The organism is Paenibacillus sp. FSL H7-0690 (assembly GCF_037980415.1).
GTDB lineage: Bacteria > Bacillota > Bacilli > Paenibacillales > Paenibacillaceae > Paenibacillus_AQ > Paenibacillus_AQ odorifer.
Map to the genome: position 1 here is coordinate 5,851,709 of NZ_CP150281.1, position 21,891 is coordinate 5,873,599.

Sequence of the window (21,891 nt, forward strand, 5' to 3'; positions counted from 1 at the left end):
CAGCCCGTTAATAACCTAAGCTGTATTTGGGTAATTATTAATAATGTACTTCCGAACAACAAAGGAGAACTGACCAATGGACACCGCTACACATTTAGTTATGGGCATAGGGTTAGCCGGACTTTCATTCGTAGATCCTGTCGTTGCTTCTGACCCTAAACTGGCCGGGGCCGTTATGCTGGCTACGATTTTAGGCTCACAAGCTCCTGATGCCGATACCGCATTAAGACTAAAGGACAATGCAATATATATTCGTAATCACCGGGGAATCACACACTCCTTGCCTTTTCTAATTTTGTGGCCCGCTCTGATTGCCCTAGTCTTAGGGCCTCTGTTTGGATTTACTGATTTGGCAGCTTTAAGCCATGTTGCACTCTGGGGTTTCATAGGCGTAGGCGTGCACGTCTTCTCTGATCTGTTTAACACCTATGGAACCCAGGCCGCCCGTCCATTTACTGAGAAATGGATTGCCTGGAATATCATCCACATTTTCGATCCATTTATTTTTGGCAGCCATATCGCAGCTATTCTACTCTGGATCACTGGGATTGTGCCGCCCAAACCTTTATTTATTACGCTTTATGCCTGTACCATTCTTTATTATATTTGGAGAACGGTTGTTCATGCCCGCCTTACACGAAACATCAAGCTTAAAGATATACACCATAATGCTGGTGAACGTTATATTGTAATCCCTACAATTTCACTTAAACGCTGGAACGTAGTTAAAGTGAAAAAAGACGGCAGCTATGACGTTGGACAGCTACTGAACAACCGCCTGGAATGGTTCAAACATGCGGTCTGCTCGAATCATCCCGCTGTGGAAATATCCAAGTCGCATCCAGATATTCAGTCCTTTCTATATTTCACCTCTTATGCGGTTGCCGAAGTGGAGGAGCTTCCTTCAGGATATATGGTGCGCTGGGGAGACGTTCGTTATTTACACCGCAAACAATACCCTTTTGTGGCTGTATTAGTTATGGATAACCAATATAAACCTTTAAATACTTATGTAGGCTGGCTTAGCAGTGATAAGCTCGACAAACGATTTTCCATCGACCCTGGTTCTTTACGATGAAACTGTAGACTTACTGAGAGATCTATTCTATAATCACAAAAAATCCCGGAGTATTTTATAATACTCCGGGATTCATTTTAGCAGACACGGAAAGGAAGGCTCTTAATGGGTAAAGGACTCTCACTTTGGTTCGCTTGTTCTTCTATTCTTATTCTCACTGCCGCTTCAATCGCGATCAGCTATAGCTTCTGGCTGGCACTTCTGCTTGGTTTTCTTTGCGTAATGAATATTGGCTGGGGATTTATCCTCAAAGCCAGAATTAGACGCAAACAGGAAAGCTTAAGCTCTGACTAAGATTAACGAGCTGGCAGAAAGCCCATCCGCTCTTTTACGCCATTCAACGTCTCAGCTGCAACAATACGTGCACGTTCAGCACCTTCAGCAAGAATATCAGTGATCGCACCTGAACTGCGAATTTCATGATATCTTTGTTGCAAAGGCTCAAGTGTGGATACAACCACTTCCCCAAGATCCTTCTTAAAGCCACCATACATTTGTCCTTCATAACGATCGGCAATTTGCTGGAGGGACATCCCAGAACATTCCGAGTAAATACTCATCAAGTTACTAATCTCTGGCTTGTTAGCCGGATCAAAGATCACTTCACGTCCAGAATCAGTCGTTGCGCGGCTGATTTTTTTACGGATCACATCCGGCGAATCCAACAGGGCAATATAGCTGCCTGCATTCGGGCTGCTCTTGCTCATTTTTTTAGTGCCATCATCCAGAGACATAATGCGTGCGCCCACTTCAGGGATATACGGTTCAGGAATCGTAAAGAATTCGCCAAAACGGTTATTGAAACGGCCAGCTAAATCACGGGTCAACTCCAAGTGCTGCTTCTGATCTTCACCTACTGGCACAAGATCCGCATTATAAACAAGAATATCTGCTGCCATTAAAGAAGGATATACGAATAGCCCCGCACCAACTGAATCCTTACCTGATGATTTATCTTTGAACTGTGTCATACGCTCAAGCTCGCCCATTGCCGTTAGCGTAGTCATGATCCAGCCCAATTCCGCATGCTGAGGCACATGAGACTGCATATATACATTCGAACGCACAGGATCAATTCCTGCCGCGATAAAGAGTGCAGCTACAGCTTCAGACTGCTCACGCAGTGCCGCAGGATCTTGAGCAACGGTGATCGCATGCATATCGACAACCATAAAGAAACATTGATGATCGTCTTGCAGCTTCACAAAATTTTTCAGCGCTCCGATATAGTTACCCAAAGTTAGAGAACCGCTCGGTTGTATGCCTGACATTACTTTTTTCAACATAATATAGACCTCCGTTAGATGTAATTTCCGATTTCCGAGAACGCAAAAAAAGCCTCATCCGCAAGGGACGTGAGACCGTGGTGCCACCCTTATTCGCTGCTTAACCTTTGTATAGTCAAAGGGAAACAGCCTTAGTCTTCCGTTAACGGGGAAGATCCGGCCGGTCTACTAGGGCATCTTGCTCCCGTTCAAGCGCGGCGCTCAGGGGTCCATTCATCAGGAGTGTCCTACCGGTTCGCATCAACCACCGGCTTTCTGAAGGTGCATTTCCTGTCTACTTGTCCCCGTCATCACATTCTCATCATAATTTAATGCCTTCATCATAGAACCATAAAGAGAAGTTGTCAAATCACTTAACCACTTCCGCATAAATCTGTTATGATAAGGTTATCCATGTTCTATTCGATTACAGTTACGATAAAGGAGCATATCTCATGAAACAGGTGACCAAAGGGCAGTGGGGCGGTTATGATACTTATATTTTGCACAGCCGCGAACTGGAAGTCACGCTTTTGCCGCGACTAGGAAACAACGTGATTTCATTGTTTGATGTAAAAGAACAACGGGAAATTCTGCGGCGGCCTGATGAAAGCGATCAAGCTTTCTTTATGCAAAAACCTTACCATTTTGGCATCCCGCTCTTAATTCCACCCGGAAGAATTCGTAAAGGAAAATTTCAATTCGAGGGTACAAGTTATCAATTTGACCAGAATACCGCTGGTGACAATCATATCCATGGTCTACACCGGACTCAATCCTGGTGTGTCAGCGATATTGAAGAAGACGAGGACGGTTGTGCAGTCACTACTGAATTCCTTACTGAAGATGATCCGCACTGGATGGAGCAATTTCCCATTCCACTCAAATTCGAAATGACATTCAGGCTTCAGGATGCCCGGCTCAGCCAGACTTTAAAGGTTACAAATCTCGGCGATCATCGTATTCCCTTTGGGATCGGCTATCACACCTGGTTTATGATCGATGGAGAACCTGAACGCTGGAATCTCAAGCTGCCCGTAAACAGCATTTATGAACTAAACGATGAATTGCTCCCTAGCGGCAATCTAATTCCACTTGGTGATCTAGATTCACTAAACTCTGGAATCAACCTCCAGGGAACTAATTTTGATACTGCTCTACGTATTGGTGACAAGCAGCCCGTAGAAGCCTTGCTATTACGCGATGATGGTTATGGTCTTCGTTATACAGCTGACGAGAATCATTTCCGTCACTGGGTCCTGTATACCAAAGGGCCGGCCGATCAATTTCTGTGCATCGAACCTTACACCTGGCTCCCGGATGCTCCTAACGTTTCCGATGACCCTTCCTTCACGGGCTTGCTGAAGGTAGAACCAGGTCAAAGTCTTGAGCTGTCCACTATGCTGGAAATGATCTATCCCGAGAATTAAAGCAGATATACATTATATCGGTCTTCCCTTGCGTTTACGTAAGAGAAGGCCGATTTTTTGTGCGAGCTTAGTTATTTGGGCTTTCTACCCTTACTTTTAATCGACTAATAATTACCATCCTTAAAACCTTTCGATAGCATGCATGAATTAGCCTCTTAGCGCTCATACTATCTTCACAACGGGCGAAGGAGGTGACACACATGGGTCAAGCAGGTCAAGGTCGTAGCAGCCGTTCCAATAACCTTGTAGTTCCTCAAGCAAATGCAGCGTTGCAACAATTGAAATATGAAGCAGCACAAGAGCTTGGAGTAACGATCCCAGCTGACGGTTATTACGGGAACTACACTTCCCGCGAAACTGGTTCTTTGGGAGGTTACATCACTAAACGTCTAGTACAACTGGCAGAACAACAACTGTCCGGTCGTCAGTAACATCGTTATCTTAAGTGTTTTATCCGGCAGAGGTCTTAAAAAGCCTATTGCCGACTAGCTTTCAAACCTCTCACACTTCTTCTAGAAGCTGTGGGGGGTTTTTCTAATTTATAGCCTATAGTCCCAGCTGCAAACAATTTTTATGTAAAACGTTTAACTTAAAAATTGATCAGCACTCTCGGCGTAAGCATTACGGGGAGATCGAATCATCAGATTCGCCATATTATAATTAGACTCCAGCGTAGCATCTACGATTAGCTTGCCCTGTCTTATAGCAAATTCATAGCTGATCTCACCATGAGTCCAACGGCGTTTGTATTTCAGACTCTCCAGAGCCATTAGACGAAAAGAAGACTGCTGGCTCTCCGTTATTCCTTCCTTCACTTCTGTGAATCCACCCCCCCGACCGGCTAAAGGATGATGACGTATGCCGAATTTGCCAATGGTATTATTTCGTATTTGCACAAATACCGTACCGGAAGATAGTCCTGACAATTCCTCTTGCAGTTCCCTAAACACCAAATCCATCTGTCTTGCTAATGATAGCTGTTCTGTCTTAAGCATATCTTTCCTCCTAAAAGTTTTGTGAGCTTAGCTTCTTCGAGTTTTCTTCGTCTTATAAATCGAACCCTAAATATTTGGGCTAAGAGTCCGTCGCCACTGCGGGGAATGTTTGGACTTCCAGCCGCTGTTGTCTCCAAATTTCTTGAATTCTTACGCGTATAGCGGGTGAAATTCGGAGACAAAGGCAGTCGCTCTCGCTCTTACAGTTCCAAAATTCCCCTCCGCCACTCCTTCCCCTTTTCCCAAGTTTCTGGTTCGATTTATATCGTTTTGTGAGCTTAGCTTCTTCGAGTTTTCTTCATACAAATCGGCTTAGTAAGCGCTTACTTAAGCTTTTTGAGCTGAGCTCATTTGTCTTCCATGCAAGCCTTTTATAAGGCTCAAGGCTCATTATAGACCCCTTAAATACGTCAAACAACATTATTCTACAAAATTGGGTTATTATCCCTAGTAATGCGCAAAATTCATGGATCATTCGTATATTAATTTTTATAAACCGGGGGTTTTCGACATTTAAGCATTAAAAAAAGACCCCTTAACCGGGGTCTTTGCGTGTTCACACTGAAATTCCGTTATTTTTTGTGTCCTGAAATTTGTCTTATTTTAGACATTTCATGCTAAATGCTCTGTCATCTCCAAGAACTCGTTGATATCAGCCACAATCAGATCTGTAGCTCCTTGCCAGAAATCCGGTTTTGTCAGATCTACACCCAAATGTTTGAGCACCAAATCCTCCAATGTCATCACGCCGGTATCCTGCAACAAGCTATCATATTTGTCTGCAAAGGAAGCTCCCTCTTGTAATGCCAGACGATATAAGCCTGTACTGAACATATAACCAACGGTGTACGGGAAATTATAGAAAGGTACATCTGTGATATAGAAATGCAGCTTCGACGCCCAGAAGTGAGGATGGTATTCAGAAAGCACACCACAGAAAGCTTCTTTCTGTGCTTCCACCATCAGAGCGGACAGTTCCTCAGCATTTACAAGACCTTCCTTACGTTTCTCATAAAAGCGAGTCTCGAACAAGAATCGAGCGTGAATGTTCATAAAGAATGCCACACTGTTCTGTATCTTCGTTTCAAGCAGTGCCAGCTTCTCCTCTGCATTGCCCGCAGCTTTAACCTGAGCATCAGATACAATCACTTCTGCGAAGGTTGAAGCGGTCTCTGCAACGTTCATTGCATAATTCTGATTAAATACAGGTTGATCATCAAGCAGGTAAGAATGATAAGCATGTCCCAGCTCATGGGCCAATGTTGAAACATTGGAAGGTGTACCGCTGTAAGTCATGAATATCCGTGATTCTTTACTCTCAGGGAAGGAAGTACAGAATCCACCAGGACGTTTGCCATTACGATCCTCAACCTCGATCCAGTTATTATCAAAGGCACGCTCTGCAAACTCAGCCATCTTAGGACTAAATTTACGGAACTGTGTGACGATATCCTTCGCAGCTTGATCATAAGGGATCTTGCCGGAGGATTTGCCTACAGGAGCTTCGACATCGACCCATGAGAGAGAATCCAGCCCCAGCAGCTTGGCTTTACGCTGAAGGTAGGACACAAGTATAGGTTTGCTATTCGTAATCACGTCCCACATCGTATTTAAGGTGTCCTGTGTCATACGATTGATGCTGAGCGGATCTTTCAGAACATCGTCCCAGCCTCTGCCCTTATAGAGCTTCAGGCGGAAGCCTGCTAAGTGATTTAAGGTATCCGCGCAATTATCTGCCGCTTCAGTCCAAGCCTCTTCCCATTTATGGAACATCGTTTGACGCACTTTTGGATCTGGATCATCCAGCTTATTAAAAGCTTGGCCAGCAGATAGCAGCTTTGTTCCTTCTTCATCCTCAAATGGGATCTTGATCGAGCTCACAATCGTATCATAGTGCCCGCTCCATCCATGATATCCGTCAACAGCTAATTCCAACGCTAAGCTTTCCAGCTCAGGGCTCATCTTCTCACGGGCCAAATCACGGCTCTCGCTCAGTACGAACGTTAAAGGAGCAATCTCTGGACGAGCCATCCACTCAGCCCATACCTTGTCCGTAGTCTGACGAAGTACATTGCTAAATTGCGAGCTGATCCCTTCGAATCCGGCGCGCATGCTTGTCACTTTGGCCGCCAGCCTTACCGCACCCTTGTCCATCTGATTCTGAGCGCCTAGACAGTCTGCGAAGGAAGTGACCTCCACAAGTCTTCCTGAACAGCTCTGAAGCAATGCTATAACCTCATCCAATGCTTTGGTAGACGCAACATCCGTTGGTGCCACAGCATCCTTCACAAAGCCTTGCAAGGATAAAATATCTTTTTCAAGCTTGCTCAAGAACCCTTCTAACTCTGCAGACGAAGACCCCCCCGGAAAAATAGTATCAAGTTCCCAAGTCAGTGATAACGGTTGTTTCATGTGTACTCACCATTCCTTTGCTTTCATTTGACTTTCTTTGTAATTGTCTTAACACCATGGTAAAGTGAATAACGATATCTGAACATTTATAGCCGATAAACTTTAGGAGGGCATCCATATGAAGCCACTACAAATTTCAGCGGAAACAGCCATTACGTTATCCAAGCAACTAGGCGTTCCTTTGGAACACTTGATGCATATGCCCCAACATATTTTACTACAAAAAATAGCGGAGCTATCCAAAAAAGAAAATCCCCCACAAACTGAGGGCGAAAATGAAGAGACTCCTTCTGGGAAGGACTCACAATGATTCCATTTAGTCATACCTGGCCTTATGACATCATTCTAGGCGATATGTATGTGCAATACTGTCCATTCTGCAACTCAGAGAATGTGCTTCTGCCTATGAAGCCTAAAGAATTACAAATCGTTCGTGACGGCAAGAAAAAACTGCTCGTCTTCCCCTGCTGCAGCGCCAGTCCTACAGTTATAGATAATGACGGCGATTACCTTTTGTTCGATCGAGCTGTCAGATAAGCAAATCCTAACATTTTCTTTCTACAAAGCGCAGAGGAGAATTTAATTCTCTTCTGCGCTTTTTGTTGTTCGCAAACATTATGAACTTGAAGACAAGCCTTCGATATCAACTTCAACATCTAGAGCCTCAGCACGCATTTGCTCCCGTAAAATAACCCACTGCTCACGTGCCGCTCGAATCATCGCCGCATCCATGATCTTCTGATCATTGATCAGACGGGAGAACCACATTACAGCCACTGAGTATTCTCCGATCCGCCGATTAAGTTCGCCGATCAGGTACATGAGCCGGGCATCATTGCCGGCAATGCCATCTATTTCATAGACCTTAACATACTCGTCCAAAGAATAGCGTAAAAAACGCTTCTCCTGCTCAGTCTCCCCTTGATAGCGATAGAGCCAAGCAATATGATGCAGCAGACTTGCGATAATCCGATCTTTATCGTTAATACTCTGAGCACATAAAAGCGCCAGCTTATAGGTCTCGAGCGCAGTTTCCCAGTCTCGTTTCTCTCCAAAGTCACGGCTCTTCCAGCGTTTTCCTACCTGTTCATTAAATGCCTTACGCTGGCGTTCCGTCAGCTTGTCAGCCGAATTTTCTGTGGAGGCAAACCCGCAATTGGGGCAGACCCGTACAACATAATAATCCGGATTCTCATTTTTATAATACGCGCAGAAATCAGCATCACGCCGAATAGCCTTTTTTAGACTAGGACGTACCCGCGAGGTTGAAAATTCATTTTCACAGTTGCAACACTTGACCTTAATAGAATATAGGGGTATTAACTCTGTCAAGTACTCTCATTCCTTTCAGGATCAACCTGTCCCTTATTATTCCTGGGGCATGTTAACAAAATGATGTGCAGGACCTGCAAGGCGGCTAAGCACGAATGAACGCAGTGGTTCTTCGACTCCAGTCTCCACCAGTGCCTCTTTCATACATTGTAGCCACTCCTCAGCACGTTCTGGAGTAATAGGAATATGCATATGCCTTGCTCTCATCATGGGATGTCCATGTAATTCCGAATAAAGTGGACCCCCGCCAAAAAACTGTGTCAGGAATTGATATTGCTTCTCCAGAACTGGAGTAATATCTTCAGGGAACAAGGGTCCCAGCTGCGGATGAAGCTGTACCTTGGCATAGAACACTTCCACCAACCGATGTAGTGCTTCAGCCCCCCCTAGATTGTCATATATACTCTCATTTGGATTCATTGAGGTTACCAGCCTTCTTCCATATTAATGAAACGTTACTTATTTTATTATACCAAAGATAAGCATAACACGGATATCCGTCGAAAGTGCTCTCTAAACTACAGAAAAAAGGCGCTAAACTATAGTTCAGCGCCTGAAGAGTAAGGTTAGTAGGTCCTAAATTCCTCATCACCAGGAGGGACGAGAGAGACCCGGATTACATATACAAAAGCACAAACGAGAACTCCGGCTATAACGCTCATCGCCATCACTCCATCCCATTTAATCGTGTAACAGAGGGTGCATTTATTTATTACATAATATCATAATTCCTGCGAAAAAGCACAGATAATTGTAACCGCTTTCTCCATTTTTTTGTGCTGTTTGTCCCTCTTTTTGCATACATCTAACCATAGACCAGGAGGCGTTAATTATGACTTTTAAAAAGATTGGCGGCCCGCTGCTGGGATTCATATTGGCAGGTTGTATGCTGCTTATGTTACTTCATCCTGAAGCATCTCTTGCCGCAGCCTTACGTGGCCTGGCCATCTGGTGGGACGTGCTCTTCCCTTCACTGTTTCCCTTCTTCGTCATTTCTGAAATCATGCTAGGCTTAGGCATTGTCCATCTCTTCGGCGCTTTACTTGATCCACTGATGCGTCCCCTCTTCGGTATACCAGGCAGCGGTGGTTTTGTCGCGGCCATGGGATATGTATCAGGATATCCCGTTGGAGCCAAATTAACCGCTAAGCTGCGGGAGCAGAAGCTGATCAGCAGAATCGAAGGTGAACGCCTTGTAGCATTTACAACCTCCTCCGATCCTATTTTTCTATTAGGGGCGGTATCCGTTGGGTTCTTTCGCGATGCTTCTTTGGGGCTAATATTGGCACTAGCCCACTACGGAAGTGGCTTAATGGTTGGTCTCCTAATGTCATTTCATGGACGTAAGGAACAAAAGACCCCCACCCAAGACCCAACAAAAAGTAGTTCTGACGTCCCCTCTGCTCCAGCAAAACAAGGATTCGGCAGAATACATGCCGCACTCCTTGCGATGTCCGAAGCCCGGCGCAAGGATGGACGTAGCTTCGGGGAGCTGTTAAAAGGAGCGATCCAATCCTCGCTACAGCTTATTATTGTCGTAGGGGGTCTGGTTGTATTCTTCAACGTGCTAATGGAGCTGCTTGCCCGTGCCGGAATCCTGCCCTCACTATTTAGCCTGGCCGGATCTCTCGTCTCCCTTGTTGGAGGGCCTCCCGAATTAGCTCAGGCCTTGATCAGCGGATTATTCGAGGTCACCATAGGTGCTCGTTCTGCTGGTGAAGCCGCTTCTTCCATCCCGCTTCAATTCAAGGTCGCAGCAGCTGCCTTTATTCTCTCTTGGGGTGGATTATCTGTACATGCCCAAGTCGCCAGTATTTTGAACGGTACCGGGCTGCGTTATCTGCCGTTCTTAACTGCGAGACTAATACATGCCGTACTCGCAGCAGGTCTCGTGGTGCTGCTATGGAAGCCTGTGATGGGATCAGGATTGTCTTCTGCTTGGGTCTCTCTGCCAGCCTCCACCGCCTTCACACCTTCAGCCTCTGGTGTCACTGCCAGCCTAGCTCTACTGAGTCTTATACTGGCCGCTGCTCTTCTAGTGTCACTGCTTATTCCTGTCTTTATGGCAATGCTCCGATTGATGCGCCGAAGTTGATTACATATTGTGTTCCGGGGCAAGATTGATTATGATCGGTGTATGACGGAATTATATAAAGGAGCTTGTACATCTTGAGATATTATGTTCTGGACCGCGGTGATGAGCTGTCAATCAAACTTGCCGAGCAATTTCACAAGCTGGCGGCGGAGCGGGATTTGCAACTGGATGCCGAGTCTCCGGAAATCGTCATCTCGATAGGTGGAGACGGCACAATGCTGCACGCTTTTCATACCTTTATCGATCAGATTCCCAACTTAGCCTTTGTAGGTGTGCACACAGGACACCTCGGCTTCTATGCGGACTGGCAAGCAGAAGAGCTGCCCACCTTAATCGATTATATGTGCGGAACCGGTGATTCTGAGCCGCAGAAACCGCGCATTGTGAAATATCCATTAATAGAGCTGGAGATTCACAAAAAATCGGGATCTTCGTCTCACATTGCCCTCAACGAATTTACCCTTAAAGGGGTGGATGGAACTATAATGATCCAAATCGACATCAATGATGTCACCTTCGAAATGTTCCGGGGCGATGGACTTTGTATTTCAACTCCCTCTGGCAGCACCGCTTATAACAAAAGCCTTGGGGGCGCTATGGTTCACCCTTCAATAGAAGCGCTGCAGATTGCCGAAATCGCGTCTATTAACAACCGTGTATTCCGGACAATGGGCTCTCCGCTACTACTGCCGAAGCATCATCATTGTGACATTTTTTCATGTAAAGACCAGCGTTTGCTGCTCACCGTAGATCATAACAACATTCCTGTTGATGACCTGATTTCAGTACGCTGTCAAGTTTCAGACAAAAAAGTCAGCTTTGCAAGGTATCGTCCGTTTCCGTTCTGGAACCGTGTCCGTGAAGCTTTCTTAGTCTGAGATCAGGGGATCAAAAAGCTGGAGATTTCAATATCTCCGGCTATTTTTGGTGTGACAAAACTAACACCAATTGATAGACATAGAGAGAAATCAAATGGTATAATGAGGCTATTTTACAAAGAGTTACATAAAAGGAGAGAGTACTGTTGAAAAAATTATTATCCCTCTTGAGCATAAGTCTTCTGGCCCTGATACTGGCGGTCCCGGCTTTTGCTGCTTCAAAACCGATTGATGTTTATATCAACGGCAGTAAGGTTTCCTTTACCGCAGGAACCCCATACTTAGCGAACAATTCTGTACTTGTCCCTTTCCGGGTCATCTTCGAAAAGCTTGGACTGCAGGTGCTTTGGGATGCCAAGACTGGAACAGTAACAGGTAAAAGTTCAAATCTGGCGATCAGCCTGAAAATTGGCAGCAACCGCGCAACCGTTAACGGAACCGTGAAAAAACTGACTACCGCACCAGTCTCCTCAGCTGGCACTACATACATTCCTTTACGTTTTATCGCAGAGGCAACCGGAGGCACAGCCGTCTGGAATTCAACCAGCAGAAGCGTGCAAATTACCACCCCAGTATCCAAAGATAAGGACGAAGCAGCGATTACAGCATTAATCCGTTTGTCTAATAAATATTTCAATGAAGAAAAAGCAATTAGCTTCTATTCCCTTATGGATTCAGAATCCTCTAATGCGGACTCGGTGGCGGATCTTAATGCATCCTTTGAGATTTTTGACATAAAAAATACTATTGAGAGTTTGGAAATCATTGATATTTCAGGCAATGACGCTACTGTCTATACACTGGAAAGCTCTCGCCGGACAGGTGGGGCCTATACGCCAGATACAGAGGACGAATACATGTATACACTTGTCCGCAAGAATGGAAGCTGGAAAATATCATCTGTGGAATCCCAAAGCTCCGTGATACTGCTGACTCGTGAACAAGCTCTAAAAACAGCAGCTAACATTCCTCAAAATGATGCGGATGCCATCAAAGGTAATATCACCAAATATTATCAAGCTATGAATGAACAAAATTCGGCCGCTGTTCTTTCCACCATGACTTCATACGGAGAAGAATATGATACTTCCCTTAAGGAAGATCTGGAAGATTTCTTTACTTCATATGACGTCATTTATACTCCAAGCGTTTCGAGTATCTACTATTTTAGCGCCAAAGAAGCAGCTATTTATGTAGAAAGCAAAGAGAAGGATGCCAGTGAAGAGGAAACTTTTGAGCAAGGCACGATCTTCATTTTATCCAAGTCGGATAACGGGGTATGGACTACTGATAACACCTACAGCGTTTACTATAAACTTGTGAAATCCTAACAACCATACGTCACAGAAAGTTAATTCGTGCAGTGTATACTTTCTTATCTTATAAATTATATAAAAAGGGCGTATGATTCCATGAAATCCAATAAAGTAATAAGTGCACTTCTAGGCAGCTGTCTGGCTTTATCCCTAACTTTTGCTCCAGTGGTGTCTGCTGCCGATGCCGCTCAGGCATCTACAGATAACCGTGATCTTATCAATGAAGTCATGAATATTCTGGAGAACTATAACCTCTCCGGTGTAGATAAGGATACCTTGATTCGTGGAGCCATTGACGGCATGGTGAACACCCTGGATGATCCCTATAGCCAATACTTCAATACCGAGGAAGCGGCACAATTTGAACATGATGTTGATCTGGAATACGTTGGTATTGGTGTTAGATTGCAATATACCGCAACAGAACTCTACATCGAAGACATAACACCCGGTTCGCCTGCAGAACAAGCAGGTCTGAAACGCGGCGATACGATAGTCAAAATTAACGGAATCCCCGTTGAAGAGACTGAAGGTGACGAGTTAAGCGGAGCCGCAGGCACCAAGGTCACTCTGCAGGTGCTCCGGAATGGAGTGTCTAAATCATTTCGTGTAACCCGGAATGAAATCAGCTCAACTTCCGTTACCGGAACCATTGTTGGACAGAAGATAGCCTACATCACACTGAGCGGTTTCACACAGAATTCCGATGAAGAATTCGCCGCCATGCTGAAAAAGATGCGCGCAGCAGGTATGAAATCGATGGTGCTTGATTTGCGTGACAACTTAGGCGGCTATATGGATTCGGCATACAACATTACCTCCAATTTTATGGATAAAGGCATTATGATGTATACCTCTGATCAAACCGGAGCACTTACTCCAGTAACGATTACCAGCGGCAGCAAAATAGGCGTACCCGTCGTTATTCTAACGAATGAGTACACTGCCAGCGCTTCTGAGGCGCTTACTGGCGCATTACGTGACAATAAGCTCGCTACCGTCGTAGGCACTCGTTCTTTCGGCAAAGCACGTATTCAGAGCCTGCTTCCAATGTCTAATGGAGACATGCTGAAGCTGACTACGCAGAAATACCTAACTCCAAATAAAGAAGACTTTAATCACATCGGCCTTGCACCGGATATTGAGGTTAAAGGCAAAACTGCACAGCTGATTACCGCTCTTCAGATTGCAGGAATGAAAAGCATTGAGGTTTCCGGTGATCATCATATCTTGAACGTCAACGGGGTTGCCTTTGCTGGTAATGTGGGTCTAATAAAGCAAGGAGATAAGACTTATGCTTCTTCGCTCGTATTAGGTGCACTGATCGAAGGCGACATCACATGGGATGCCAAGAACAAAAAAGTCATCGTAACGAACGGGGCAGGTAAAGCGACCGGCTTTACGTTATCCTCCAAAGAGGCGCTTTCTCAGAACGGTGAGACCTTCATTGAATTAAATGCCTTTAAGAAGAAGTTCCCTGCGCTTGTATGGAGTTACAATGCAACACAGAAACAATTGAAATTATCTGTAAAATAGATCCTTAATCTCACTAATCATTAAGCTGCTGAATCAAGCACCAATGAGTAAAAACAGGAGTTGTCACATAAGCCATGAAATGGCCGTTGGGACAACTCCTGTTCTTTGTTTAGTTTGATAATATTTGCACCTACGAAACATCTGTAGCACCTATCGGACATGGATGACCCTAAACGCAATATTAATCCATATTTGTTATGCTATCGGACTCCATAGTCGCTATTGGTATGAAAAACACCATAATTACGCCTCTTTCTAACGAATAGCTTCATTGGAGTCCGAAACCCTGCTCAAAAAGCTGAAAATTCGCAAATAACGGCATCTGGGTCCTTAAGCCTTAGGGGATGATGAAACTGCTGGGTCAAGCAGCCAACGACTAACAGCATAGAGCAGCAGAGCAACACACAGCAGCACAGCAACACCGAGCGGCACAGCAACACCGAGCAGCACAGCAACACTGAGCAACACAGCAACACTGAGCAGCACAGCAACACTGAACAGCACAGCAACACTAAGCTACACAACAACACTGAACAGCACAGCAACACTAAGCTACACAGCAACACTGAACAGCACAGCAACACTGAGCCACACAGCAACACACAGCAACACAGCAACACCGAGCCACACAGCAACACTGAGCAACACAGCAACACTGAACAGCACACAGCAACACTGAGCAACACCGCAACACTGAGCCACACAGCAACACCGAGCCACACAGCAACACCGAGCCACACAGCAACACCGAGCAGCACAGCAACACCGAGCAGCACAGCAACACCGAGCAACACAGCAACACCGAGCCACACAGCAACACCGAGCAGCACAGCAACACACAGCAACACCGAGCCACACAGCAACACTGAGCAACACAGCAACACTGAACAGCACACAGCAACACTGAGCAACACTGAGCAACACCGCAACACTGAGCCACACAGCAACACCGAGCAACACAGCAACACCGAGCCACACAGCAACACCGAGCAGCACAGCAACACCGAGCCACACAGCAACACCGAGCAACACAGCAACACACAGCAACACAGCAACACCGAGCGGCACAGCAACAGCAGAGCAGCGATCTCCAAGTACCGGGAGAAACGCTGCTCTGCTATTTTTTATAAGAAAAAAAGCTGGCTCATTCGTAGAAGGACTCTACTTATGGTTCAGCTTTCATCATTAAGGTTGTGAATTTTCTATGTTTTGGTTGTTTTGGTTGTTTTGAGCGCTTTGAGGTTTTGGTGTGTTTTGGGGCTTCTGAGACTGACCTTGTGGCGGTCTGCCTTGGAAATCCTTTTTGGATTTCTTGCCCTGTGAATCCTTGCCCCGGTGATTTCGGCTCTGATGTTCTCTCACAGGTCTATCCTTCGCCATATTGTCCTTTGAAGAAGTCATCTCTTTAAATGCCAATGAGTGATTCGAGCCTTGCTTAGAGGATGTTTCTTTAACAGAGAACTCTTTATCTGCAGCCGCTTCATCACTAGCTTCCCCTTCTTGCTCCAAGGCCTCTTCATCACTCGGCTCTGGTATTTCTTTGATTAAAATATCCTTGAACATGCCTTCCTGTGGTACCTCTTTCAATTTATGCAGCACAAAATAAGCGCAGCCAAAATTGCAATATTCATTAATATAATCAACCATACCCGAAATCGCTGTATCCCGATTCACCTTAGGATGGTTGTCCCGGTAAAAACCTTTCAAACGCAACTGACTGTAACCCCAGTCACCGATAATATAGTCGTATCTTTCCAGCACCTCGCTATATCTCCCGCGAAACGCCTCCGGATTCCAACCATCCTTATGATCCAACATAAGTTCATAGCCTTTTCCGCCTATTACGATCAAACCTTTTGTCGCCTGCCTTTCTTTGGGTATCGTAGCGTTGATTATACCGCCATCTATGTGGAATATTGGGCTTTCGGTCGCTGTTCTAGAACCGCTCCTACAGCACCAATATTCCCCTCCGATGACGCAAATCAACGATTTTTATGGGTAACCTAAGAGCAGAGATATCAGAACGCTGTCGCTTCTTCCTCCTCTTACTAACATTCTCCGTGAATTAAACCACAGAAAAGCAATAATTAGCTAGAAGAAACCGCACGCTCCTCGCGAGCTTGAGCTGCAGACTTCACCTGCTCATGCGCATGATAAGAGCTGCGAACTAGCGGGCCTGATTCCACGTGGCTGAAGCCACGCTTCATTCCCTCTTCCTTCAACAGTGCAAATTCCTCCGGTGGATAATATTTCTCCACATTTAAGTGTTTTGGAGTGGGTTGCAAATATTGTCCTAAAGTCAATATATCACAATTTACGGCTCGCAAATCATCCATTGCTTGTAAAATCTCATTCCACTCTTCACCGACACCAAGCATGATGCTCGATTTGGTTGGAATATTGGGTTTCATTTCCTTGGCTCTGCGCAGCAATTCCAAGGAACGAGGGTACTTCGCTTTAGCCCGTACACGATCTGACATCCGTTCCACGGTCTCAATATTATGATTAAGAATGTCTGGATTACTGTTCATGACAATCTCAAGACTATTCCGGTCTCCTAAAAAGTCTGGAATAAGCACTTCAACACTACATAACGGAAGGCGTTTACGAATCGCCGCTACCGTCTCAGCAAAAATCTGAGCGCCACCATCCGCAAGATCATCGCGGGCCACACTAGTCACCACACAGTGACGAAGATTCATTTTCTCTGCAGCTTCAGCTACACGTTCAGGCTCCTGCAGGTCCAGTTCTGTAGGCATCCCTGTATTCACTGCACAAAAACGGCATGCGCGTGTACAAATATCACCTAAAATCATGAAGGTAGCCGTACGGTTTGCCCAGCATTCATAAATATTCGGACACCTAGCTTCTTCACATACGGTATGTAAAGTTTTGGAACGCATCATGCTTTTGATTTCCTGATAGTTGTCACCGGTAGTTAGCTTAATCTTAATCCAATCCGGTTTAGGTTGCTTTGCTGTTTTATTAGACAAAATGATAAACCCCGCTTCCTCCTGAATGTGATGCTGCAGATGAAAGTTGCTGCCTCATATTATAACATGTGCGATTTACAATTGCCTGTTTTTGTGAAATATGCAGGGTGTATCATCTGGAGTTTCCAGCGAGATTTTTCTGGTACCTTTAGACAAGAACGGATAAAAAGTAGCATTTTGCACCAATCTATAAAAAAGCTTCATCCGAAGTGACTACATTCAATTTAATGCCCGGACAAAAGGAGGCTGTTATCTTGCTGGCCCTATTTAAGAATATTAAAGACCGGAGAACCCTGTTATGCCTGTCCGCGGCCGCTATCCTCTGGGGTGGTTTAAACCTTCCCGTTTCAGCAGCTGTAGCGCGGCCTACAATCCAACCGGTGATGAGCAGCGGGGATCCCGCTAGTGCTAGCAAAGAAGCGCAATGGTCTGGCCGTAGACAGCTTTATGAGCAAATGAGCGCAGCTACTGGTATCCCGTGGTTTAGGTTCGCAGCCATTGATCAATATGAACGCACGCTCGCCAAAAAGGGAGCCTCAGGGCAGCCTGTCTCCACGCGCCTTACAGCCATAAAGATCCCGGCACCGGTATGGGCAGGTCCACTCAATCCGGATCAGGGGGATACTTCCCCGAACTCCATTAGCTTCTTTGATGGTTTTGGCAGTGATGGCTCAGGAGACGGCATTGCTGATCCAGAGAATGATGCGGACGTTCTCTATAGCATGGCTAGACACTTATTGAAGTATGGACAATCCGCTAGTGATTTCAGTATCGGGGTCTGGGAGTATTATCACAATGGCCGCGCCTCGCAGCGCATTACCCAGTTCGCGAAGTTATATGAACATTTTGGACGGCTGGACCTATCCGGCAATGCCTTCCCGCTTCCCTTAAGTAACCTTTATTCTTATCGTAGCACTTGGGGCACTGGAAGAAGCTGGGGTGGAGCACGTATCCATGAAGGAACAGATTTATTTGCACCTCAAGGAGTGCCAGTCCGAAGCACCTGCTTTGGCTTAGTGGAGACAAAAGGCTGGAACCGGTACGGCGGCTGGAGAATCGGGATTCGCGATATTGAGAACCGTTACCATTATTACGCTCATCTATCTGGATATAACAAAACCATTTCTCGCGGAGATATAGTTACCCCCGGTGAAATTATTGGCTGGGTAGGCAGCTCGGGTTACGGCAATCCCGGAACACAAGGGAAATTTCCTCCGCATCTACATTTTGGCATTTACCGCGATCGCGGAATTACCGAATGGGCTTTTGATCCGTTTCCGTTGCTGAAACAATGGGAGAATCAGGAATATAGAGACTTAAAGAACAAAAGAAGCAAAAAAAGTGCCGTAAATTAGAATAAGGTCCCTTTCCTTAGAGAGGGGCCTTTTCTTTTTTAATACAACATCAAACAGCCGAATGGTTCAATGCTGACCGTAAGCTTATTATTATTTTTAAAAATTACTCCAGACAATAAATCAGTTAATTCGTTCTTATCAGTTCGATATGGGCTAAGCTCTAGTTGGTAAGGGTTTGGAGAATTATTGATAATCAGCCCTATCTTTTCGTGCTCCACACCTCGTATGTAACCAAGCACATTACGAACTTCATCAGTAAACCAAGGACGGAAGGAGCCTTTGCGCAGAACCTCATGACTTTTTCTCAGAGAAATCAACTGTTGATACCACTTATGCAGCACTGCATTCTGAGCTTGTTCTTGCCATATCATAGCTTTTCTACAGTGGGGGTCCGTCGCCCCTTCCATCCCAACCTCATCCCCGTAATAGATCATTGGAATGCCGATATAGGTCATCTGGAAAAAAACAGCCAGCATCATACGTTCAACAGCGGTACCCAAGCGGTCCCAACCACGCCCACCTTCTTTACACGCTGTAAGAAACCGCAGGGTATCATGGCTGCCAAGCAACTGAAACATAGCCGAATTCGCCTTCATTATACAACGCCTCCTGATGGAGCAATTGCTCCATAAAGCGAACTGGCCCCGTCGATTGTTCCGCAAAAAATTCTAACACTGCATCACGAAGCACATAATTCATTCCTCCATCGAACTGATCCCCTCTAAGCCATGGCCCAGAAGCATGCATAATCTCACCGATCAGCAGGATTTCAGGATATTCAGATTTGAGTTCTTGCCGAAACCGGGACCAAAAACGCGGATTAACTTCATTGGCCACATCCAGACGCCAGCCGTCAATCCCTGTCTCGCGCACCCAATACTTCGCAACCTCAATCATGTAATTCGCCGTATCCGGATTATCCATGTTCAGCTTTGGCATATGCGCTTCAGCTTTGGCAAACGTTTCATAATTGGGTACAGGAGTCTGCGTAACCGGAAAGGAATGAATGAAGAACCAATCTTTATACGGAGATTGCTCTCCTTTTGCCAACACATCCTTAAACGCGAAAAAGCGATCTCCCGAATGATTAAACACAGCATCTAAAATCACTTTGATTCCATGCCTGTGCGCCTGGCTGACCAGTGCCTTCAATCCTTCCGTATCCCCAAATACTGGATCAACCTTATAGTAATCGGAGGTATTATATTTATGTTCTGAAGGAGACTCAAATACAGGCGTCATATAAACAACGTTTACTCCTAACTGTTGCAGGTAGGGCATTTTGTCAGAGATGCCTTGTAAGGTCCCTTCGTTATAACTGCTGGGATAGATTTGATAGGTTACTGCATCCATGCTCCATGAAGGTAACTTCAACGCCTCAGAATGATGGAGATATGCATATTGAAAAGAACCCGCGCGTTCCCGGTTCTCCGACGCCCCTCTCTCTCCATACCAGACATATTCACCAGCAGGATTAGTTACATGGAATAGATATCTGCATTTTTTAGTAGGGGTCTCAATGACCGCTTCATGTATCTCATAAACACCTGCCGACCCAATCCGCTCCATCTGCAAAGGAACTTCATGCCCCGGAGAATCATAACGGTCTGAGTAGATGACGGTACAGGATAATTGTTGTCCAGCTTGCGTGAACAGTCTGAGCTTCAAGATGCCCGTACCCATAGGATAGGCAAACGGATCTTCACTTGTATGATATAAAAACCATGTATGAGGCATAACTTCTAAACTCCTTTTTATACTTTTATCGTTAAATCTATGAGACTTATTGTGATTAGAGAGACTGCTAAATTTGTGTTATTATGGTTACAAATACCGTTCCGGATTATGAGGGGAAGACAATGAAAGTAACCATTTCTGATATTGCCAAAGCAGCCAATGTGGCTAAATCTACCGTATCCAAAGTATTAAACGATTCCCCCAAAATATCACAGGAAACGAAACACAAGGTTCGCGAAATTATGAAGCAAATGAACTATACACCAAGTAGTATCGCTACCGGATTAGCCAGACAAAGCAGCTGTAATATTGGTCTCCTGGTCGATATGTCCAAGGAAAGTGAATTTCTAAACCAGTTTTTCTACAACATCATCGGTGGAATAGAAAGTGTAATTGCACCTTTAAAATACGAGCTGACTATTTCCAATGTACAGCATAGTAGTCCGGAAGGACATTTTCTAAATAGACTTGTATTCAGCAAACGTGTCGACGGAATCATAGCGAATAACTCCGTACTCACGGAAGAGCTTTGCGAAGAACTAAACCGCTTGGAGTTTCCCTACATCTCCATCGGCGAAATTATGACTCTCGGAAGCTGGGTTGATTTCGATAATGAAGCAGGCGGCAGCATGCTGACCTCACATTTAATAAAGCAGGGGTACTCCAAAATAGCCTTCATAGGCGGGCAGCAGCAGGAAAAGATTTATACCCATCGTCTGAGTGGATATTTGCAAGCATTGCAGCAAGCAGATCTTGCCGATCAGCAGCAATGGATTATCAATTGTAAGGCTGATGAACATGAGAGCTATCTTGCTGCACTTGAGCTTCTACAGAGCGAAGATCGACCAGACTCCGTAGTATGCATGAACAGCTATGTTGCCTTCGGGGTGCTTCAAGCTGCAAAATCACTGGATATTCATGTTCCCTCACAGCTCGGCATTGCCGCATTTGATGAATATCCTCTGTCCCGTTACACTACGCCTCCTCTAACCTCGCTGAATATCGACACCTTCCAGCTGGGGGTATCTTCAGGCGAGCTGCTGATGCAACGCATTCGTAATAACAACATACCTTCTAGGCATTTGCTTCTCGAGCCAGAACTCATTCCTCGTGAGTCAACTATGAGATCCCAGTTCCCGGCGGGAACTTAGTGAAGAGGCAGGAAGCTTGGTTGCGCTGAGTGCTGTTTCGGTTTGATTGTCTTGAGTAACTAACTGAGCTTGGTTGCGCTTGTATAGCTGACTGAACTTTATTGCGCTGCATGCTGTTTCGGCTTGATTGTCTGGAGTAACTGAGCTTGATTGAGCTTGTATAGTTGTCTGAACTTTATTGCGCTGCGTGCTGATTCGGCTTGATTGTCTGGAGTAACTGCTTTAGCTTGATCGAATTTGAGTAGCTAACATGGCTACATCGGATTTAATTGCATTTTGTGCAATAGAAATCCTTATAGGATGGATAACATTCGATTT

The 21,891-nt window shown here is 45.3% G+C and carries 22 protein-coding genes and 1 other annotated feature; of the genes, 12 read left to right on the plus strand and 10 right to left on the minus strand.

Annotated elements, in window-relative coordinates:
• Window positions 1-76 precede the first annotated feature (76 nt).
• A complete protein-coding gene (locus MHI32_RS25730) occupies window positions 77-1,078 on the plus strand; it encodes a metal-dependent hydrolase (protein WP_076218717.1) in 1,002 nt (333 codons plus the stop codon).
• Between the two features lie 105 nt (window positions 1,079-1,183).
• A complete protein-coding gene (locus tag MHI32_RS25735; RefSeq protein WP_036685291.1) occupies window positions 1,184-1,372 on the plus strand; it encodes a hypothetical protein in 189 nt (62 codons plus the stop codon).
• Window positions 1,373-1,374: 2 nt separating this feature from the next.
• Here MHI32_RS25735 and trpS read toward each other — a convergent pair whose 3' ends face one another.
• Window positions 1,375-2,361 carry a tryptophan--tRNA ligase gene (gene trpS / locus MHI32_RS25740; RefSeq protein ID WP_036685592.1) on the minus strand — a complete coding sequence of 329 codons (987 nt, stop codon included), beginning with the start codon at window positions 2,359-2,361 and terminating at the stop codon, window positions 1,375-1,377.
• Between the two features lie 63 nt (window positions 2,362-2,424).
• Window positions 2,425-2,664 (minus strand) — a binding site (T-box leader).
• Window positions 2,665-2,798: 134 nt separating this feature from the next.
• On the opposite strand from trpS, the gene MHI32_RS25745 reads away from it, so the two are divergent.
• Window positions 2,799-3,773, plus strand: a complete 975-nt coding sequence (locus MHI32_RS25745) for an aldose 1-epimerase (RefSeq protein WP_076184767.1) — start codon at window positions 2,799-2,801, stop codon at window positions 3,771-3,773.
• A 200-nt stretch (window positions 3,774-3,973) separates the two neighbouring features.
• On the plus strand, window positions 3,974-4,204 hold the full coding sequence (locus MHI32_RS25750; RefSeq protein WP_036685295.1) for an alpha/beta-type small acid-soluble spore protein: 231 nt from the start codon (window positions 3,974-3,976) through the stop codon (window positions 4,202-4,204).
• A gap of 153 nt (window positions 4,205-4,357) precedes the next feature.
• Here MHI32_RS25750 and MHI32_RS25755 read toward each other — a convergent pair whose 3' ends face one another.
• Together MHI32_RS25755 and MHI32_RS25760 are read right to left on the minus strand one after the other, a co-directional pair.
• Window positions 4,358-4,768: a hypothetical protein gene (locus tag MHI32_RS25755; protein WP_036685297.1), complete on the minus strand. Its 411-nt coding sequence runs from the start codon at window positions 4,766-4,768 to the stop codon at window positions 4,358-4,360.
• 612 nt (window positions 4,769-5,380) lie between these two features.
• Entirely contained in the window at window positions 5,381-7,180 is a 1,800-nt protein-coding gene (locus MHI32_RS25760; RefSeq protein WP_340011262.1) for a M3 family oligoendopeptidase, read from the minus strand.
• 118 nt (window positions 7,181-7,298) lie between these two features.
• Between MHI32_RS25760 and MHI32_RS25765 the strand changes: the two genes are divergently transcribed.
• On the plus strand, window positions 7,299-7,490 hold the full coding sequence (locus MHI32_RS25765; RefSeq protein ID WP_340011264.1) for a YycC family protein: 192 nt from the start codon (window positions 7,299-7,301) through the stop codon (window positions 7,488-7,490).
• Window positions 7,487-7,717 (plus strand): hypothetical protein, encoded by a 231-nt coding sequence (locus MHI32_RS25770; RefSeq protein ID WP_036685307.1) that lies wholly within the window; start codon window positions 7,487-7,489, stop codon window positions 7,715-7,717. Before MHI32_RS25765 ends, MHI32_RS25770 begins: the two co-directional genes overlap by 4 nt.
• A gap of 78 nt (window positions 7,718-7,795) precedes the next feature.
• On the opposite strand, the gene MHI32_RS25775 is transcribed toward MHI32_RS25770, so the two are convergent.
• Window positions 7,796-8,512 (minus strand): DUF2225 domain-containing protein, encoded by a 717-nt coding sequence (locus tag MHI32_RS25775; RefSeq protein ID WP_036685310.1) that lies wholly within the window; start codon window positions 8,510-8,512, stop codon window positions 7,796-7,798.
• 36 nt (window positions 8,513-8,548) lie between these two features.
• Complete coding sequence (locus MHI32_RS25780; RefSeq protein ID WP_076134176.1) at window positions 8,549-8,932, minus strand: globin; 384 nt, start codon at window positions 8,930-8,932, stop codon at window positions 8,549-8,551.
• Window positions 8,933-9,344: 412 nt separating this feature from the next.
• Between MHI32_RS25780 and ylbJ the strand changes: the two genes are divergently transcribed.
• The 4 genes from ylbJ (at window position 9,345) to MHI32_RS25800 (ending at window position 14,337) form a co-directional block, all read left to right on the plus strand.
• Entirely contained in the window at window positions 9,345-10,607 is a 1,263-nt protein-coding gene (gene ylbJ / locus MHI32_RS25785; RefSeq protein ID WP_036685315.1) for a sporulation integral membrane protein YlbJ, read from the plus strand.
• Between the two features lie 74 nt (window positions 10,608-10,681).
• A complete protein-coding gene (locus tag MHI32_RS25790; RefSeq protein WP_036685317.1) occupies window positions 10,682-11,485 on the plus strand; it encodes an NAD kinase in 804 nt (267 codons plus the stop codon).
• A gap of 146 nt (window positions 11,486-11,631) precedes the next feature.
• The gene (locus MHI32_RS25795) at window positions 11,632-12,816 is read left to right on the plus strand and encodes a copper amine oxidase N-terminal domain-containing protein (protein ID WP_339188434.1); all 1,185 of its coding nucleotides are present in this window, start codon (window positions 11,632-11,634) and stop codon (window positions 12,814-12,816) included.
• A gap of 81 nt (window positions 12,817-12,897) precedes the next feature.
• Window positions 12,898-14,337, plus strand: a complete 1,440-nt coding sequence (locus tag MHI32_RS25800) for a S41 family peptidase (protein ID WP_076128004.1) — start codon at window positions 12,898-12,900, stop codon at window positions 14,335-14,337.
• A gap of 330 nt (window positions 14,338-14,667) precedes the next feature.
• On the opposite strand, the gene MHI32_RS25805 is transcribed toward MHI32_RS25800, so the two are convergent.
• The 3 genes from MHI32_RS25805 to lipA all read right to left on the minus strand — a co-directional run bounded on the left by MHI32_RS25805 (window position 14,668) and on the right by lipA (window position 17,330).
• Window positions 14,668-14,841: a hypothetical protein gene (locus MHI32_RS25805; RefSeq protein ID WP_340011267.1), complete on the minus strand. Its 174-nt coding sequence runs from the start codon at window positions 14,839-14,841 to the stop codon at window positions 14,668-14,670.
• 681 nt (window positions 14,842-15,522) lie between these two features.
• Window positions 15,523-16,188, minus strand: a complete 666-nt coding sequence (locus MHI32_RS25810; RefSeq protein ID WP_081387240.1) for a YutD family protein — start codon at window positions 16,186-16,188, stop codon at window positions 15,523-15,525.
• A 236-nt stretch (window positions 16,189-16,424) separates the two neighbouring features.
• Window positions 16,425-17,330: a lipoyl synthase gene (lipA, locus tag MHI32_RS25815; RefSeq protein WP_036685320.1), complete on the minus strand. Its 906-nt coding sequence runs from the start codon at window positions 17,328-17,330 to the stop codon at window positions 16,425-16,427.
• Window positions 17,331-17,584: 254 nt separating this feature from the next.
• Between lipA and MHI32_RS25820 the strand changes: the two genes are divergently transcribed.
• Window positions 17,585-18,685: a M23 family metallopeptidase gene (locus MHI32_RS25820; protein ID WP_076220521.1), complete on the plus strand. Its 1,101-nt coding sequence runs from the start codon at window positions 17,585-17,587 to the stop codon at window positions 18,683-18,685.
• A 38-nt stretch (window positions 18,686-18,723) separates the two neighbouring features.
• Here MHI32_RS25820 and MHI32_RS25825 read toward each other — a convergent pair whose 3' ends face one another.
• Both MHI32_RS25825 and MHI32_RS25830 read right to left on the minus strand, forming a co-directional pair.
• On the minus strand, window positions 18,724-19,281 hold the full coding sequence (locus MHI32_RS25825) for an alpha-amylase family glycosyl hydrolase (RefSeq protein WP_340011272.1): 558 nt from the start codon (window positions 19,279-19,281) through the stop codon (window positions 18,724-18,726).
• Window positions 19,238-20,422 (minus strand): alpha amylase N-terminal ig-like domain-containing protein, encoded by a 1,185-nt coding sequence (locus MHI32_RS25830; protein ID WP_340011273.1) that lies wholly within the window; start codon window positions 20,420-20,422, stop codon window positions 19,238-19,240. Before MHI32_RS25830 ends, MHI32_RS25825 begins: the two co-directional genes overlap by 44 nt.
• Before the next feature lie 122 nt (window positions 20,423-20,544).
• Between MHI32_RS25830 and MHI32_RS25835 the strand changes: the two genes are divergently transcribed.
• On the plus strand, window positions 20,545-21,573 hold the full coding sequence (locus MHI32_RS25835) for a LacI family DNA-binding transcriptional regulator (RefSeq protein ID WP_340011276.1): 1,029 nt from the start codon (window positions 20,545-20,547) through the stop codon (window positions 21,571-21,573).
• Window positions 21,574-21,891 lie beyond the last annotated feature (318 nt).